Source organism: Vibrio sp. KUL70, from assembly GCF_059725515.1.
The window spans coordinates 480994-499343 of the sequence record NZ_AP045835.1; the positions used below are offsets into that span (position 1 = coordinate 480994).

Here is an 18350-nt window from a genome sequence, read left to right on the forward strand (position 1 = left end):
ATCTTCGTCTCTTTTACTTTCTAAACCGTATCAATCTGTGTGGACACTTATCGTGAATATCTTCGTATAAGGAGGTGATCCAGCCCCAGGTTCCCCTAGGGCTACCTTGTTACGACTTCACCCCAGTCATGAACCACACCGTGGTGATCGTCCTCCCCTAATCTCGAAAGAAAAGGGGTTAAACTAACCACTTCTGGTGCAGCCCACTCCCATGGTGTGACGGGCGGTGTGTACAAGGCCCGGGAACGTATTCACCGTAGCATTCTGATCTACGATTACTAGCGATTCCGACTTCATGGAGTCGAGTTGCAGACTCCAATCCGGACTACGACGCACTTTTTGGGATTCGCTCACTCTCGCGAGTTGGCCGCCCTCTGTATGCGCCATTGTAGCACGTGTGTAGCCCTACTCGTAAGGGCCATGATGACTTGACGTCGTCCCCACCTTCCTCCGGTTTATCACCGGCAGTCTCCCTGGAGTTCCCGACATTACTCGCTGGCAAACAAGGATAAGGGTTGCGCTCGTTGCGGGACTTAACCCAACATTTCACAACACGAGCTGACGACAGCCATGCAGCACCTGTCTCAGAGTTCCCGAAGGCACCAAAGCATCTCTGCTAAGTTCTCTGGATGTCAAGAGTAGGTAAGGTTCTTCGCGTTGCATCGAATTAAACCACATGCTCCACCGCTTGTGCGGGCCCCCGTCAATTCATTTGAGTTTTAATCTTGCGACCGTACTCCCCAGGCGGTCTACTTAACGCGTTAGCTCCGAAAGCCACGGCTCAAGGCCACAACCTCCAAGTAGACATCGTTTACGGCGTGGACTACCAGGGTATCTAATCCTGTTTGCTCCCCACGCTTTCGCATCTGAGTGTCAGTATCTGTCCAGGGGGCCGCCTTCGCCACTGGTATTCCTTCAGATCTCTACGCATTTCACCGCTACACCTGAAATTCTACCCCCCTCTACAGTACTCTAGTTTGCCAGTTTCAAATGCAGTTCCGAGGTTGAGCCCCGGGCTTTCACATCTGACTTAACAAACCACCTGCATGCGCTTTACGCCCAGTAATTCCGATTAACGCTCGCACCCTCCGTATTACCGCGGCTGCTGGCACGGAGTTAGCCGGTGCTTCTTCTGCAGCTAACGTCAAGAAATGCCGCTATTAACGACACCCCCTTCCTCACTGCTGAAAGTACTTTTACAACCCGAAGGCCTTCTTCATACACGCGGCATGGCTGCATCAGGCTTGCGCCCATTGTGCAATATTCCCCACTGCTGCCTCCCGTAGGAGTCTGGACCGTGTCTCAGTTCCAGTGTGGCTGATCATCCTCTCAGACCAGCTAGGGATCGTCGCCTTGGTGAGCCATTACCTCACCAACTAGCTAATCCCACCTAGGCATATCTTGACGCGAGAGGCCCGAAGGTCCCCCTCTTTGGCCCGTAGGCATTATGCGGTATTAGCCATCGTTTCCAATGGTTATCCCCCACATCAAGGCAATTTCCTAGGCATTACTCACCCGTCCGCCGCTCGACGCCGTTATCGTTCCCCGAAGGTTCAGATAACTCGTTTCCGCTCGACTTGCATGTGTTAGGCCTGCCGCCAGCGTTCAATCTGAGCCATGATCAAACTCTTCAATTTAAGATTTTGTCGACTCAACGAATACTGATTACATTCCCCATTCGTTTTAGCAAAAAGCTTACGAATAGTGACTGTGAATTGACTGTGCTAAGACCGAAGTCTTAATTGGTCACTCAGTTCATTGAAATCAAGTTGAAACCGAAGTTTCGTGTTTGCCTTTGCTTTTAAAAGCGAAAACAAACTTAGTGATATTCATCAACGAGTGCCCACACAGATTGATAGGTTTAAATTGTTAAAGAGCTTTTGCTTATCGAAACTTTCTTTTTACAAAGAAACCTCTCAAAGCGGACGTGCATTCTAGCGATTTAATCTTCAGTGTCAAACACTTTTTGAAAATTAATTTCTTTCGAATTTTCGTCTTACTGATTACTGCTGAAGCCTTGTGGCGTCTGCCGTGTCAGTGAGGCGGCATTATAGAGATCATCTAAAACTTGGCAACCCCTTTATTAATAAAAAATCGAAAAAAGTGCTTAGATGGCTACTTTTGATTCAAAACAGGCTTAAATTGTCTATTCGACAAGCAAAATGGGCGTTTACGATTAAAATTCAGCAATCATTTCTTTGGCAAAATCATTCAAAGACAGTTCAATACCCCAATGGTCAGCCTCTTTCTCCAAATTTTCTAACGCACTTTTAACAGAACTTATCGTTAGTGTGTTGTTATCTAAGTCGTATACCTGTTTCTGTGTCGTGTAATAGAAGAAAAGAATCGTTAGTGCATTTCGATTCCCTGATTCCGATGCCGCTTTTATCTTCTTTAACTTTCGATAGATCTGATTGTGTATCTGTTTTAAGTTCCAAACGTACACGGCTTCATTAAGGTAAGGATGGGTTTTGATCTTCGATGCAATGAAGGCATTTAACGCAATCGCCAGAACGACCCCAAACAGGTTTAAGTGAAAGTTACCTGTCGATTCGCCAGCAATACTCTCCTTCACACCAAACAGCTCAATCAAAAGTGTGCCGAACCCAATCGCACTAATCGCAAGAGACGCTACTAATCCAATTAGCAGTACGTTCATCTTCTTTCTATATTCTTCTTTATTGATTTTCTGCAGTTCCATTGATAACTCCTTGATATCAGATGATGGCCATTCTCTATTTCTCCTAACACGTTCTCAACTGGTTAGATGTTTAAATGTGTTAGTCATCTATTTACTACGTATAAAAACAATAAAGGTACTTAAAACTGCTCTGGTTAATTGACTTAACTTAGAGAAAGGAGTTACATACCGCGACAAGTTAGTTAATCATTGATACGGGCTTAGAGAACTCGATTCGTTCCGTATAACTAGAAAGGTACATTTCATGCGTTCATTCGTATTGCGTGCTCGTGCAGCACCAACTGAAAGCAAGTTGATTTTAGAAGGCGTTGGTCAAGAAGCCCATACTGAAATATTGGCTCATACGTTGATGAACACCATCTTCGTAGCTCAATCTCATCGTGAAGATGTTACCGTTCATCTTGTGTTGGAGAGTACCAAAGACTTTTCTCGTACTATTACCGTAGATTCAAACGCCATCACGAATATTGGTGGTTTCCACGAGAGCGCACTCTTAGCCGCGGTTGTTCGTGCTGTTGATGCATCTCAAGGCATGGGTAAAGAAGAGACTCGTCAGGTTGAGCCGGGGATTACCGTTCGAACTATCAGTTTCGAGAAGCTAATAAAAGAATTGGCCGAAGACCACCAGCTTTACATGATGGATAAGAAAGGCGAATTTATCCGCGATGCAGAGATTGCGGAAAATCCTTGCTTCTTATTGACTGACCACATCCCAATGCCAAAGAAGAGTTACAACAGCTTAAAACGCTTAGGGACAGAGAAAATCAGTCTAGGCCCAAACATGCTGTTTGCTTCCCAATGTGTTGTGTTGATCAATAACGAGTTGGATATCCGCGGTTTTTAATTCCACTGAATTTATCAAGAGCGCAGCCCAGGACAACATAGCCCTTAGTTGAGCTGAATTGGGACTCCAGAGCAATGACGTAGTCAACACTGCATGTAGTGGTTTGATATGAAGTTTCATTTCGATTAGTATCGAATTAAATTTTAAGGAGCCAGCATGGACTTGGAAACTGTAGCGAAAGCACTGAAAGAGCTAGGCCACCCTATTCGGCTATCTATCTACAAAACCGTTGTAAAAGCGGGTCATCACGGTATCGCTGTCGGTGGCTTACAAGAAGAGCTCGGTATCCCGGGCTCCACTCTTTCTCACCATATCTCTAGCCTTGCATCCGCTGGACTAATCAGCCAAAGACGTGAGGGACGCACACTTTTCTGTGTCGCAGAGTATGAATGCCTTGATGGTGTTATCGACTTCTTAAAAGATGAATGTTGTGTCAATGAGCAGTGCGAGTCCGCTCAAAGTAGTTAACTTCAAGCAGATACACCTAAAAGAAAGGCACAGAAAACGAAAAAAGCCAGCGATTGGGGTAGCTCACTCCAATCGCTGGCTTTTTCTTGTCTACGGCGTTCAGTTTAATTACTGTTTGCAGGCTGTGGCGCCACTGGTTGGTAGCGACCCGGCTTATGGTTCATAGCCAAAATCAGATTGGTTACCACCGCACCTACAACCGACAGAAGAATCAGAGAAATGTCGACGATAAACAATGACAGGATAACAATAGTACAGTCCAAGCCCATTTGCACCTTACCTGCGCGAACACCAAAACGTTCTTGAAGGTATAAAGCCAAGATGTTGAAGCCGCCTAAGCTCATCTTGTGTCTGAATATCACTAGCATGCCTGTACCGATGAGTCCGCCACCAAGCATTGCTGCGTACACCTTGTTGATCTCTGCAATCTGAATAACGTGATACAGATGATCAACCGCGAACGAAACGATAGAGACAGCAATAAAGGTATTGATCGTGAAGCGCCAGCCCATACGGGTAACAGATAAAATATAAAAAGGTAAGTTAAGCGCGAAAAAAACCTGACCAAAGCTAAGCTCTGTGATCTTGGTAATGAAGATAGCTAACCCTGCAGTACCACCAGTCAGCAACCCTACTTGATTGAAAAAGATAACACCGAGCGACACCAATGCACTACCTAAGGTTAATGCAAGTAGGTTCTCTCTGAGGTTATGATCTTTGTCCATTTGGATGACTCTCCCTTAAATTCCGAAACTTTTCTCGCTCATCCTGAAGCGATTTCGGCATTAGGGTCACGATTTTTAAGGAATATGTCGAGTTTATAGAGTGTGATCAATGTAACTCAAATCGTACTGTTTTGTTTACAACCCAATAAATAGTCATTGATTACAATGCGTTATGTATTTCTCTATGTAACAAGCTGGCAGGCTTAAGGGCTCGATTTCACTAAGCAAGTTTAACGCTCTCTTATCTATGCATGAAACGCATAGATTGAATCACAAATCGTCATTTGTCTCATACTAATACTCTCTTTAAGATGCGCGCCTTCTTACAACATTGAGCGCATGTAAAACCCTTATGTTTTCACAATCTCTTTTTGCCCAACTCGCCAGAATGACTCTGTTTTTGGTCATCAGTTTAGTGGTGGTTCATCATAGCCAACCATTGATTGATCTTTTGGCTCAGCACGCTGTAAGTAGTGGGTGCCACCAGCAGTCTGCGCATGAGCATTCTGGGCACGAACACCATCACGGCATGGGTGAACATGACATGTCTGCACATCACTCACATCATCATTAATTTAAGAGTATTAGAATGAGTATTTTCCGCTTTCCCTTACTGGTATGGCTTGGGATCGGCACATTAATCATCAGTCTAGGGATCAGACAATCGTTCGGCATTTTCATGATGCCTATTTCCGAGCACTTCAACACGGGTCGTGAGTTCTTTAGCTTTGCTATCGCACTTCAAAACCTTTTGTTTGGTGTTTTTCAGCCGTTTGTTGGTATGGCTGCCGACAAATGGGGCGCGCGACGCATTATCATCGCGGGCGCATGTGCTTATGGGTTAGGTTTGCTTCTTACTTCCATCTCTACCGAATCTAGTATGCTATACATCTCTCTCGGCGCGCTGATCGGTTTAGGTTTGAGTGCTACAAGTTATGTGATTGTGCTTGGTGCTGTCGCAAAGGTCGTCCCAGCGGAACACGCTGCAAAAGCCTTTGGTTTAACAACCGCTGCAGGTTCATTTGGTATGTTCGCGGTAATTCCCGGCGCGCAGTACATGCTTAACGAGTTTGATTGGCAGTCGGCAATGCAAGTATTCGCATTACTATGCTGCTTGATGATTTCGTTTGCTCTGTTCATGCGAGCTCCTAAGTCGAAAAACGCCGCAAAAACACAAACTGCTAATGCAGAAGATTCACAGACACTGAAACAAGCATTGTCTGAAGCCTTTGCGCACAAAGGATATTGGCTTATCCACGCAGGCTTCTTTGTTTGTGGTTTCCACGTGATGTTTATTGCAACTCACTTACCAAGTTACTTGGCGGACAAAGATCTACCCGCTAGTAGCGCAGCAATGGCTCTTGCGTATGTCGGTATCTTTAACATCTTCGGCTCATACTTTTGGGGCGTAATGGGTGACAAGTTCAGCAAGCGTCATGTGATGTCGGCTCTTTATCTGGTGCGAACTGTGGTTATCGGCGCATTTGTAACTCTACCAGTGACAGAATCTACAGCAGCTATCTTTGGTGCTGCGATTGGTTTCTGTTGGTTGGGTACAGTGCCACTTACCTCAGGTCTAGTAAGACAGATCTTCGGTGCGCGTTACCTATCTACCCTGTATGGCTTGGTTTTCTTTACTCACCAAGTAGGTAGCTTCTTAGGGGCTTGGGTTGGCGGTCGAATCTACGATTACTACGGTTCTTACGAACCAATTTGGTGGTCGACGGTTGTACTGGCTTTTGCTGCTGCCCTTATCCATTTACCAATTAATGACAAGCCAATTGAGCGTCTTAAGATGGCAATGGCTTAATGAAAGAAAACGGCTACTCTTAGTGAGTGGCCGTTTTTCTATTCGTCTCGACAAGCTACTCTTTTAACAGAAATTTTGCCTACTTAATGGGGCAGGCAAGGCTAATTTAATTTATAGTATTTATCTTCTTACCCAATTCGCAGATTGATAGCACATGGAACTGTTCGATCAGACAGTCATTATCGCAATGGCACTCATTTTTGTTGGCTCTTTCGTTCAAACCGCTATCGGTTTTGGCTTAGCTATTGTCGCGGCTCCGTTACTATTTCTTGTTTCACCAGATTATGTCCCTGCCCCAATCTGTTTAGTCGGTTTGTTTATCTCTATCTTCAATGCCATGAAGCACCGCAGCAATATTTCGATTGGTGGTCTCAAGGTGGCGCTGCTAGGTCGAATTCCGGGTTCACTCGCAGGCGGTGCACTGTTGGTGATGGTATCAACCAGTGTCTTATCTTTATGGCTAGGCCTGCTGGTTGTGTTTGCCGTCATCGTGAGTCTACTTCCATTCAGATTAGAGCCGACACCAGCGAAAATGGGCATTGCAGGATTCTTCTCTGGCTTCTTTGGTACCAGTTCAGGCATTGGTGGTCCGCCAATGGCACTATTACTGCAACACCAAGATGCTAATCAACTGCGCGGTAATCTGTCTGCCTTCTTCGTATTCAGCTCAATTATCTCGCTGGTTGTTCAGATCCCAATTGGCTTTTTTACGTTGCATCATTTGGTTATTACCTTGCCACTGCTCCCAGCTGCTTGGTTAGGCTATAAACTTGCGTTGATGACGACACAAACTCTGCCTAAAGAACAAATTCGAATAGGAGCACTTTTGCTCTGCTCAATTAGTGGTGTCACAGCAATATGGCAAGGGTTAGCGAGTTGACTTGTCGAGAGGTAAAGCACGTCACTTAGCCCAAACTCGGAACACTTATGTTGCGAAAACGGGTAATTAATCAGCAAACCGTTTGCTAATTGCGTAAAGTTTGCGGGCTATCCTTTTCATATGCCCATGAAAGGATTACCATTCCCGTGCTTTTGAAACCAACCTCAAAAGCCAATCAAATTTATTTTTTATTCTCAGGGCGGGGCGAAATTCCCCACCGGCGGTATGTCCTTAGTAACACTATGTAATTAGCAAAACTATAGATAAGCCCGCGAGCGCTCGATTCGTCGAGGTCAGCAGATCTGGTGAGATGCCAGAGCCGACGGTTATAGTCCGGATGAGAGAGAATGGAAACACACCACTCATACTATTGAGTTGGTGTATTTCGTTTTGGATAAAGCCATGCGAACGACGAGCTGTCTTATACCAATCACAGTAAGTAAGTGATCAAAAATAGCGCAGGAAAAAGGCTTGAGAACAAGGCAGCATTTTTCGATAAGTAGTTATTCTACAATCAAAAAATTCTAACGCAGTTATCGAGCATTTTAACAAGCTAGGGTGAGCAATTATTTACTACGATTGGTATTAGTGATAGGTCGCGCCGTCGTTTGGTTGTCATCCCTCATACAAGCCCTGATTCTGGTGATATTTTAGGAGTTAAACCATGAATCAGTCTTCAATTTTGGCCGAATTTGGCGAACCAATCGAGCGTGTTGAAAACGCACTACAAGCACTACGCGAAGGCCGCGGCGTTCTTCTACTAGACGATGAAGATCGTGAAAACGAAGGCGACATCATCTACTCAGTAGAACACCTAACTAATGAGCAGATGGCGCTGATGATCCGCGAATGTAGTGGTATAGTTTGCTTGTGCCTAACTGATGAACAAGCAAACCAACTTGACCTACCGCCAATGGTTGTTGATAACAACAGTGCTAACCAAACCGCTTTCACAGTGACTATCGAAGCGAAAGTGGGTGTAACAACTGGCGTTTCTGCAGCTGACCGCGTAACCACGATCAAAACTGCCGCTAACCCAAGTGCAAAACCAAGTGACTTAGCGCGCCCAGGTCACGTATTCCCACTGCGCGCTCGTAAAGGTGGTGTTTTGGCTCGTCGTGGTCACACTGAAGGTACCGTTGACCTGATGCAAATGGCTGGTCTGCCTTCTGCAGGCGTACTATGTGAAGTGACTAACCCAGACGGCACAATGGCGAAAACGCCAGAGATCGTTGCTTTTGGTAAACTGCACAACATGCCTGTATTGACTATCGAAGACATGGTTGCTTACCGTAATCAATTCGACCTAAAACTGGCATAAACAAAACAACACGTTTAAAGATCAATTCAAGTCCTGCTCTGTGAGCGGGGCTTTTTCGTTTATAACGACCACCTATTTCATTGATATCCAAATATATCTCATCAAGCTCTCCCTATTTTAGGGCTAAATTGCACCAAGTTAGACAGCCTCGCATACACATAAAAACCTAACCAACTGAATATTAATAACTTTTCATTCTGGCACGTTTAGCGCATACCACTAAGGAGGTATTCACATGCAAGGAGTGCGTTATGTTTATGCTTATTTCAACTATCGTGGTTTTGGCTTCAGTCTATGCTCTGTTTCACTATTCACAGAAACGTCAAAAGTCTAACGACCAAAAATTTGAAACCTTAGTCTTGCTTCGAGAGCTGTTGCAGCTCTCGAGAAAACACCGCGCGGCGACTCACTATGCGCTGACCTGTAAGCTGTCGACTGAATCGGTACAACGTGTGAACACGCTGTATCAATCCATGATGACCGCATCTAACAGGCTTATTCAAAAGAGCCCATTTGATGGACGCCCGATGTACCGTATTTATCAGCTCAAAATCAAGGCAATGCATAACGATTGGCAAACGCGAAGCTTGGTAAGAAACCAGTTCATTCATGGTAAAACCATTCGTCACAATATGTTGTTAATGGATGAATTGATGATCACTTGGTTGACGGATTCAGAGCAGACTGAGCTAGTCGATGATTACCACATGGAGTGGCTACAAGTTTTAGATGCTATGGAGACACTGACTAAGCTAAGGATGTGTATCCCAGATATGGACAAACAAGATGAATTTCTACGCGCTAAGTTCTATGCCGACCAAATTCGTAGACATTTAAACCGACTAGCATTGATCTGTCCTTTGAGTATAGGCTCTCCGACGGGAGCGCGTGCTTTGCAAACACTTGCCGACATTCATGACAGTGAACAACGTGCGATTACAGCCACAGCGATGTACGAGTTGACTAGCGATATCTCCACCATTATCGCTCAAGTGTATGACCAGATACTGTCTCGAATGACTGAGACGCTTTATCTACCCCTTCCAGAGATTTCATTGAGGCTGGCAGACGACCATTAAGGTGTACACGTTTCCGTGTAAAGGCAGCACATTCAAAGTCGTCGTCCTGTAGAACTCCCCACATTGAGTTCGTATCCGATATCACTTTTGGTATCGGATTTTTGTTTTTGGCGAATAATAAATACGCAGAGCAACTAACGAGCATGGCGACAAACTAACTCGGTCGAACAATATCCTGCGACCAAGTGTCGGCCAAAAAATCAATGAACTGACGCACAACTGGCAGTTACTAAACCCGCGCTAGCCCTAACTCACCGACATCTCTTCAAAACGAGTCTTAACAAAGTCTATAAAGGTGCGGATTCGGCTCGGCTGATAGCGATCGCGATGATAAATCGCAGAAAAATCCACGCTCGGTACAACCCATTCATCAAACACTTGAACTAGCTGCTGGTTATTCAGCTCTTCCAAACAGTAAATAGTAGGCACACGAATAATACCGTTGCCCGCCATCGCCCCTTGAACTAACACTCTGCCATTCTTGCACTGCAAACGCCCATTCACATGAACATCGACGGTTTTCTTACTGTCTTCCAAAGCTTGGAAGCTCCATCTACGAACCGATCCCGTTAAACAATCATGCTGCGTGAGCTCTTTTGGGTGAACCGGTTTGCCTTTGCGCTCAAAATACCCTGGGCTGGCAAGTGTACCCATTTCGATATCGAGTAGCTTACGGGCGATAAAGCCTGCATCTTCCAAACTCCCCATGCGAAAGGCGATGTCAAAAGCGTCTTCAATAAGATCCACACGGTGGCTACTGAAATCTAAACTGATACTGATATCTGGATAAAGCTGCATGAACTCATTCACAAGGTCAGCAATGATCACCTCACCAAGATACCCACCAACGCAGTTCACTTTGATATCACCACGCACTTCTTCAACATCATCAACAGCAGCAATCAAGGCTTGGTCTATATTATCTAAGGCTTGCTCGCAGCGTTGGTAAAGCTCTTCACCAGCATGGGTTAGGCGCAGAGTTCGAGTAGTACGAATGAATAAGGTCACGCCCATCTGCTTTTCTAGACTGCTTACTTGACGAGAGACATGAGAACGAGAGACATCTAACTCTTCTGCCGCTTTAGTGAAATTGCCTAAGCGCGCAATGAGAACAAATGAACGAATATCAGACAGGTTAATTTGATTGAGCATAGTCGTCATTAAGTCAGAACAAAGATGCTTTTATTGTTGCAGTATGACAACAGTGTTTCAAGTAAAGCGCTATATATCAACAATGCAGTTTTCCTTAATATACCTCCATCGCAACGAAACACGTTAATAACGCCTTGTTTCAAATGCACTTAGACAATACGTCGTGACACGACGACATAAAGGTACAGAGGAAATAAACATGAAAAAACTAATCGTAATCACAGGTGCTAGTTCAGGTATTGGTGAAGCAATCGCTCGTCGTCTAAGCGATGAAGGTCACCCTCTGCTGCTTTTGGCTCGTCGTATTGACCGTCTTGAAGCGCTAAACCTACCAAACTCTCTAGCAGTAAAAGTAGACGTAACTGACCAAGCATCATTCGAAGCTGCGATTGCACAAGGTGAAGAGAAGTTCGGCCCTGTTGACGCACTAATCAACAACGCTGGCGCAATGCTTCTAGGCCAAATCGATACTCAAGACGCATCTGAGTGGAAACGTATGTTCGATGTGAACGTGCTTGGCCTTCTAAACGGCATGCAAGCTGTTCTTGCACCAATGAAAGAGCGTAACAGCGGCACAATCATCAACATCAGCTCAATTGCGGGTAAGAAAACGTTCCCTAACCACGCCGCTTACTGTGGTACTAAGTTCGCTGTACACGCTATCTCTGAAAACGTACGTGAAGAAGTGGCTGCAGCAAACGTTCGTGTAACAACAATTGCACCAGGCGCTGTAGAAACTGAACTTCTTTCTCACACAACATCTCAAGAGATCAAAGATGGTTACGGGGAGTGGAAAGAGCAAATGGGTGGCGTACTAGCAGCTGACGACATTGCTCGCGCAGTATCATTCGCTTACCAGCAACCACAAAACGTATGTATCCGTGAAATCGCTCTAGCACCAACTAAGCAAGAGCCATAAGCTTCACGCGACAACAAACATCACGTCATAATTGACGTTGAATAAAGAAGGGGCCTGTAATTAGGAATAGATTACAGGTCCCTTTTTATTTGCGGTTTGTTTGCTGAAAACACGTTTTTGTATCCCCATCAAAACTGCTCTCTATCCTGTCTCTACCATTGCGTTTCGCTTGGTACAGACAGTCGTCTGCTTCATGAATCACATCACGTAGCCGGGTACCGCCATCTGGGGTGCTTGTAGTTATGCCAATACTGACGCTTAGGTACGGCATATCTATGTCGACATCTTCGAATAACTTCATGTTACGAAGATTAAAGATGATCCACTCAGCGACTTCTCTTGCACCTTGCTGCGAGGTATTCCCCAAGAACACAATGAACTCCTCACCGCCATACCTCGCACACAAATCGGTTGGTCGTCGGCACGCCTGTTCCAACACATTCGCGACTTTAACTAAGCATTGATCACCGAATGTATGACCACAGCTGTCGTTAATCTTTTTGAAGAAATCGATATCAATCATGATGATCGACACTAGAGAGGACTCTCTTAGATTAATCATCCAATGCTCGTTAGCAAACAAATCGAACTTTCTGCGATTCGCAATACCGGTTAACGGATCTTTCTCTGACGCTAACGTCACCATGATTTCAGCTTGTTTTCTATCGGTAATGTTTTGATGGGTAATTACGAAGTAAGGAAGGTGGCTTTTGGTTAAAGGAGTGACTCTCATTAAGAACCATCGCTGCGTATCTGGGCTATGACAAGGGTATTCGTGCAAGAAGTTGGGAGTCTTTCCAGAGATCACATTTTCGATCCCCGTTTTTACTGACGGTTCACCATCTTCGCTTGATGAGCTACAGCAAGCGAGATAATTGGTGCCTTCCCAAACAATCTCTTTATCGCCGTCGTTCTCTGCACCAAAGTCTTTCCAACTCTGATTAACAAACACAATGCGTCCTGAGCCATCAATAATCGCGATTTGCTCAAGAAGTGAATTTAAGACCGATTCAAAGAAGTCATTGGGTAGAGAGATGTCCATTTTCTCCGTCATACGTATCCTTCGTATTATCAAGAAAATAATAGCCCAAAATCAAAGAGTAGAGAAATCTGGAATTACAACAAAAAAAGAGATCTGAACATTCAGATCTCTTTCTCGTATTTATATAGAGCTAAGACAGGTTAGGCTTGTTGAACGAATTATGCGTTTACGGACACTCGCTTGGAGTATGCAGTATTTGAAGGCTTATCTTTATCTGTCAATTTACTTTCAATGATCACGTCATAAGGCAAATTCAAGTTAAGTAAGTGTTCATAACGTTGTTCAATTTGGTCCCTTTTGAGTTTCAGCGTAGGTGTTAGCAAACCATTCTCAATACTCCATGGCTGTTCTACAACAATCAGGTGATCGAGTCTTTCATGGGCTTCTAATTCTCTGTTTACTTTCTTTAAGGTAGCTTTCAGTTCTTTTCGAACATGGGCTGCGGTACTAGGTGTGCCTTCACCTAAAACAACTAATGCAATCGGCTGTTTTCGACCAATCCCCATGACGCATACTTGCTCAATATCTGGATTCCTACCTAAGCTGCTTTCAATGGGAACAGGTGAAACGTACTTTCCTTTACTCGTCTTAAACTGTTCTTTTACTCGTCCAATAATTCGCCATGAGCCATCAGCATTAAGCTCAGCTTTATCGCCCGTCTTAAACCAACCCTCTTCAAAAGCGGCTTTGGTGGCTTCATCATTTGCGTAATATCCCGAAAAGACAGCATCCCCTTTGATCAGAACTTCACCTTCTTCAGACAATTTCATTTCTACACACGGTTGAGGCGTTCCAATTGTTCCAAGGTGCTCGAAATCAAAAGGGACATTGCTGCACGATAGGCCTGACGTTTCTGTCATCCCCCAACCTTCGCCGATACTAATACCGATCTTGTGGAACCACAGGAGCACTTCTGGGGAAATAGGTGCACTACCAGATCCAAATAAAACCGTGTCTTGAAGTCCTAGGTTTTCACGTATTTTACGCGCGACAATTTGGCCAATAAACGGGATTTTTAGTAGCAGCTGTAAACGGTTATTAGGCATCTTAGCTAAGATCTTAGACTGGAACTTGGTCCATAGTCTTGGTACGGAAAGGAAAGCCGTTGGACGAGCATATTTAACATCTTCAATGAAGGTATCAATTGATTCAGTAAAGAATACTTCAGCGGGATTATAAATCGATGGAAGCTCTACCACACAACGCTCAGTGATATGAGCTAATGGCAGGTAAGACATAACGCGAGTTTCCCCTGGTTGAAAAAATATCTCACTGCCAGATGTTGCCGACGACGCAACGTTTAAATAGCTAAGTTCAACTCCCTTTGCCAAACCAGTGCTTCCAGAGGTGTAGATGATCGAAAAAGTATCGTTAAGGCTAGGGGAGTTAATATTTTCAAGTGGCGTTAACATCGACAACCAAGCATGCCAATCAAGCTTACAGTCGACTTTAGCGCTAGGCATTGCTATGGTAACTAACGATTCAGGTATAGCTTTACTAAGCTCTATGGAATCATCAAGCTTGCCAATAAACATCGCTTTAGCGCCACTATGTTCCAATACGTACTTTATGTTGTCTGAACTTGCTGTAGGGTAAATCGGGACACTAACTAAGCCAGCCATCATTATCGCTAAGTCACATATGTACCACTCTGCCGAATTTTTAGCGATGATCGAGACTTTGTCCCCTTCGATGAGCCCACAATCGAGCAAACCTTTTGCGACTTTCCGAGCTGTAATATCTGCCTCAAGCCACGTATAGGTATGCCACTCTCGTTCAACAGGTTGGTGCAGCCACACTTTGTCGGGGTGCTTTTTAACATTAATTTTCAACTGATCTAACGGCGTACGATAAGTTGTCATAATTAAACTTTCCTTAGTTATTAAAAGGTGTCTGATCTTAAATTCAACAAGAACGCAGCACTGCGATAAATTTAAGCTCTCCAAAATCAGATGGATATTTAACCACCACTTGGTCTGACCACATTAATTTTGAACAACATTTGATCAACAAATATTTAACATTCAACAATCAACCTGAGATATGCAACAGCAACATTCCGCTAAAGAAATGACAGTTTTATAAATTACTTGGCTTACCTATAAAACTAATGGGAAAACTCGGGGTACATTTGTTGCCTGAAAATAGTCACAATTAATGAAGAAGCAGTTTTCTCTAAATCAGATAATTAACTGGGGTAAAACAAGACGATGGTTCTTGTGCGATTCCGAAAAAACAAAAAGGGATCTGACATTCAGATCCCTTTCTCATATTTATATAACTTCAAGACAGGTTAGGCTTGTTGAGCAACCTCACGGCTGCGCCATTGAATCACTATTAGGCCGATGATAATGACGATACCCAGAGGACCTAAACCGAATGGATTGAGGAGTAACAACGGGATAGCGAGCAATGCCACCAAACGCTCTACCATGTTCAGTGAGCGAATCAGATAACCTTCAATCGCAATAGCGATGGCGACAATGATCGTCAGCGTTTGAACGATAGAGAATAGTAGCGCTGGCATGCCATCGTTCGGGTTCACGATATTAGTGTATGCCATCATGATTGGAATGATGAACAGGCCACCAGCAAGCTTAAATGCCTCTACCGATGACTTCATTGGATTCGCGTTTGCAACACCTGCACCAGCAAAGGCAGCAAGTGCTATCGGTGGTGTTACGTTAGAAGTCTGTGACAACCAGAATACGATGAGGTGAGCCGTTAACAGAGGCAAACCAAAGTCTGTCAGCATTGGTACCGCCATAACTGCAAGTACGATGTATGCCGCCGTAACTGGGAGACCCATTCCGAGCACCAACGCCACCAAGCTGATTAAGCCCAGCGCGATAAGCATATAACCGCCAGAAAAGTCCATCACAAACTGGGTGAACTGAAGACCGATACCTGTCTGCCCTACTACGCCAACAATAATGCCAGCAGCACCACAAGCAGCAGAAATTGGTAACGCCATTAACGCACCATTCTTCATACCTTCAATGAACTTCTTCAAACCGATACGGCTGTGCTTACGAAGTGCCGCCGTCATTAGAATCGCACTACAACCCGCAACACCCACCAAAAGCGGTGAATACGCCATCATAAGCAGCGCTGTAATAAGAATAAGCGGAATCAGGTGATGCGCACCATCTTTCATTACTGCAATTACCGCTTCGGTCTTGCTTACCGCTTGCAGGTTCAGTTTGCACGCCATTAGGTGAACGTAGAGCAGAGTACAGAAGAAGTAGAGAATCGCTGGCGCAATAGAGGCGATCATGATTTCGCTGTAAGGCACACCGGTAAACTGCGCCATCACGAACGCCCCCGCGCCCATAATAGGTGGCATGATCTGCCCACCAGTTGAGGCAGCAGCTTCAATACCTGCGGCTTGCTCTGGTTTATAGCCAAGCTTCTTCATCATCGGAATGGTGATAGAGCCTGTCGTCACTGTGTTTGCAATCGCAGATCCTGAAATAGAACCTAAGCCCGCCGAGGCCAATACTGCCGCTTTAGCTGGACCACCACGGTATTTACCTGCAATCGAGAATGCGAGATCGATAAAGAACTTGCCCGCACCTGTGACTTCAAGAAACGCACCAAACAATACGAAGATGAATACCGTTGTCGCTGCAATACCGAGTGCCGAGCCAAATACGCCATTCGCAGAATAAATCTGGAACTGGATCAGCTCTTGTAAGCTATATGCCTTAATCGCAAAACCACTTGGCAGCATGTCGCCCAATGCACTGTATGCAAGAAACAGAGCCGCAATGAACACCATCACCCAACCTACGGTGCGTCGACACCCTTCCAATAACAGTGCTAATAAAGTACAACCTGCAAACATGTCGGCAAACTGAAGGCCGTAGAATAGATGGTTAATGTCATTGTAATCGAAGATCCACAAGCGGTATCCTGCAAAGACCACCACACCACACAAGATCACATCGATCAGCTTACCGACCACAAAGAATTTGTTCTCCCGATTGGCGATCAATGGATAGTGAAGAAAGATCAATACCAACACCCAACATAAGTGGATAGGTCTGAAATAGGTCGCGGAAATGGTTGAGCTAACACCCTGCCAAATTTGAAAAACAGACAATGCCACCGCAACAACCAGTGTCAGGTAGCCCGTAGCATTGACCAATTTTTCATACGGAAGCGGTTGTGAAGAAGGGTGTTGATTATCAGGGGTAATATCCATATTAATGCCTGCTGGATAAGAACGAATTGATAAAAAAGGGTAAGTGAGAGATCACTTACCCTGAGGTAGATCGGTTACTTACTAACAGAATCTAGGTACTTTTGAGCACCAGCGTGTAGTGGTACACCTTGTAGTCGAGATGCATTCTCTGGTGTTGTCATTTCTGCCATTTTCACCACTTTACGAATGTCGCCAATGTTCTCAAAGGCAGCCTTAGTTAGGTTGTACGCCATGTCATCGCTCATGTTCGCGTTAACCACCAACACGTTCCACACGCTTAGCGTTGATACAGGATCAACCTTATTGTAAACGCCCGCTGGGATGTCATATGCACTGTAAGCTGGGTACTGCTTCATGAAGTTTGCGCTCTCTTCCTCAGAGATAGATAGCACTTTAATATCATGAGTAAGAGCGATCTGAGTCACCGCACCTACGCCTTGACCACCAACAATAAAACCAACGTCAATTTGACCATTCGCCAGTGCGTTGGTGGTTTCTGAGTAGTTTAGGTAAACCGCATCGATGTCTTTTTTAACGTCAATGCCCATTGACTCTAGCAGCGCTGCCGACGTTACCGCCGTGCCACTTGCAGGAGCACCTAGAGAAACACGCTTACCTTTTAGTTGTGATAGAGAGTCAATACCCGAATCTTTAAGAGTGATGGTGTGCACTAGGTTTGGATATAGAGCAAACAGTGTTTTCACTGGCATTTTTTTCGGGAACTTACCTTCGCCGTTGTATGCGTCTAGAACAACGTTACCCATAGCGATACCTGCGATCATATCGCCACGCACTACCTTAATGGTGTTCTCGACCGAAGCCGCGGTGACTTCTGCTTTGGCATTCACATCTGGCACATTTTCAGACCAAACCTTAGCCAGGGCACCACCGAATGGATAGTAGATACCACTTTGACCACCGGTACCGATTGAGTAGTTTTCGGCACTTGCCATTGCAGGCAGAATCGCGAATAAAGCCACTAATAAATTACGTTTAAGCACAATCATCTCCTTGATTATTAAACCGTAATTAGATCTAAACCTAGCTACAGGTTTTATTAACTTTTCGTTTATTGAACCGTTTAAAACATTACTCTTCGACCAAATTTTGTGCAATAAAATACAGTGCAAATGTGAAGCAAGTGTTAAATTGATCACTTATCAAATAAAAGAACAGATATTAAATTCGATGAGTTTGACAGG

At 44.7% G+C, this 18350-nt stretch carries 15 protein-coding genes, 1 rRNA gene and 1 riboswitch; of the genes, 8 read left to right on the plus strand and 8 right to left on the minus strand.

What is annotated here, in order from left to right; translation table 11 throughout:
- Window positions 1–67: 67 nt before the first annotated feature.
- A 16S ribosomal RNA gene (locus AC6I7V_RS16225) occupies window positions 68–1637 on the minus strand.
- Window positions 1638–2176: 539 nt separating this feature from the next.
- The gene (locus AC6I7V_RS16230; RefSeq protein ID WP_498012263.1) at window positions 2177–2701 is read right to left on the minus strand and encodes a DUF3087 family protein; all 525 of its coding nucleotides are present in this window, start codon (window positions 2699–2701) and stop codon (window positions 2177–2179) included.
- A 244-nt stretch (window positions 2702–2945) separates the two neighbouring features.
- On the opposite strand from AC6I7V_RS16230, the gene trmY reads away from it, so the two are divergent.
- Both trmY and AC6I7V_RS16240 read left to right on the plus strand, forming a co-directional pair.
- On the plus strand, window positions 2946–3545 hold the full coding sequence (gene trmY / locus AC6I7V_RS16235; protein WP_255232438.1) for a tRNA (pseudouridine(54)-N(1))-methyltransferase TrmY: 600 nt from the start codon (window positions 2946–2948) through the stop codon (window positions 3543–3545).
- A 156-nt stretch (window positions 3546–3701) separates the two neighbouring features.
- Window positions 3702–4013 (plus strand): ArsR/SmtB family transcription factor, encoded by a 312-nt coding sequence (locus AC6I7V_RS16240; protein WP_255232437.1) that lies wholly within the window; start codon window positions 3702–3704, stop codon window positions 4011–4013.
- 104 nt (window positions 4014–4117) lie between these two features.
- Here the strand turns inward: AC6I7V_RS16240 and AC6I7V_RS16245 are convergent, their stop codons facing one another.
- Entirely contained in the window at window positions 4118–4738 is a 621-nt protein-coding gene (locus AC6I7V_RS16245; protein WP_498012264.1) for a YitT family protein, read from the minus strand.
- A gap of 352 nt (window positions 4739–5090) precedes the next feature.
- Between AC6I7V_RS16245 and AC6I7V_RS16250 the strand changes: the two genes are divergently transcribed.
- From AC6I7V_RS16250 to AC6I7V_RS16270, 5 genes are all read left to right on the plus strand, one after another.
- The gene (locus tag AC6I7V_RS16250; protein ID WP_255232435.1) at window positions 5091–5312 is read left to right on the plus strand and encodes a hypothetical protein; all 222 of its coding nucleotides are present in this window, start codon (window positions 5091–5093) and stop codon (window positions 5310–5312) included.
- Between the two features lie 15 nt (window positions 5313–5327).
- Window positions 5328–6548, plus strand: a complete 1221-nt coding sequence (locus AC6I7V_RS16255; RefSeq protein ID WP_255232434.1) for an MFS transporter — start codon at window positions 5328–5330, stop codon at window positions 6546–6548.
- A gap of 154 nt (window positions 6549–6702) precedes the next feature.
- Complete coding sequence (locus AC6I7V_RS16260) at window positions 6703–7428, plus strand: sulfite exporter TauE/SafE family protein (protein ID WP_255232433.1); 726 nt, start codon at window positions 6703–6705, stop codon at window positions 7426–7428.
- A gap of 186 nt (window positions 7429–7614) precedes the next feature.
- Window positions 7615–7781, plus strand: a riboswitch (FMN riboswitch).
- A gap of 311 nt (window positions 7782–8092) precedes the next feature.
- On the plus strand, window positions 8093–8749 hold the full coding sequence (ribB, locus tag AC6I7V_RS16265; protein ID WP_150868561.1) for a 3,4-dihydroxy-2-butanone-4-phosphate synthase: 657 nt from the start codon (window positions 8093–8095) through the stop codon (window positions 8747–8749).
- A gap of 251 nt (window positions 8750–9000) precedes the next feature.
- A complete protein-coding gene (locus AC6I7V_RS16270; RefSeq protein ID WP_498012265.1) occupies window positions 9001–9828 on the plus strand; it encodes a hypothetical protein in 828 nt (275 codons plus the stop codon).
- A gap of 246 nt (window positions 9829–10074) precedes the next feature.
- Here the strand turns inward: AC6I7V_RS16270 and AC6I7V_RS16275 are convergent, their stop codons facing one another.
- Window positions 10075–10980, minus strand: a complete 906-nt coding sequence (locus AC6I7V_RS16275) for a LysR family transcriptional regulator (RefSeq protein ID WP_498012266.1) — start codon at window positions 10978–10980, stop codon at window positions 10075–10077.
- A 199-nt stretch (window positions 10981–11179) separates the two neighbouring features.
- Here AC6I7V_RS16275 and AC6I7V_RS16280 point away from each other — a divergent pair, with 199 nt between their 5' ends.
- Window positions 11180–11899 carry an SDR family oxidoreductase gene (locus tag AC6I7V_RS16280; RefSeq protein WP_032553424.1) on the plus strand — a complete coding sequence of 240 codons (720 nt, stop codon included), beginning with the start codon at window positions 11180–11182 and terminating at the stop codon, window positions 11897–11899.
- Between the two features lie 85 nt (window positions 11900–11984).
- Here AC6I7V_RS16280 and AC6I7V_RS16285 read toward each other — a convergent pair whose 3' ends face one another.
- The 4 genes from AC6I7V_RS16285 to AC6I7V_RS16300 form a co-directional block, all read right to left on the minus strand.
- Window positions 11985–12953, minus strand: a complete 969-nt coding sequence (locus AC6I7V_RS16285; RefSeq protein WP_255232430.1) for a sensor domain-containing diguanylate cyclase — start codon at window positions 12951–12953, stop codon at window positions 11985–11987.
- Between the two features lie 146 nt (window positions 12954–13099).
- Window positions 13100–14803, minus strand: coding sequence for an AMP-binding protein (locus AC6I7V_RS16290; RefSeq protein ID WP_498012267.1), 1704 nt, complete (start codon window positions 14801–14803; stop codon window positions 13100–13102).
- A gap of 431 nt (window positions 14804–15234) precedes the next feature.
- Window positions 15235–17148: a TRAP transporter permease gene (locus tag AC6I7V_RS16295; RefSeq protein ID WP_498012268.1), complete on the minus strand. Its 1914-nt coding sequence runs from the start codon at window positions 17146–17148 to the stop codon at window positions 15235–15237.
- Between the two features lie 74 nt (window positions 17149–17222).
- Window positions 17223–18155: a TAXI family TRAP transporter solute-binding subunit gene (locus AC6I7V_RS16300; protein WP_261883994.1), complete on the minus strand. Its 933-nt coding sequence runs from the start codon at window positions 18153–18155 to the stop codon at window positions 17223–17225.
- Window positions 18156–18350 lie beyond the last annotated feature (195 nt).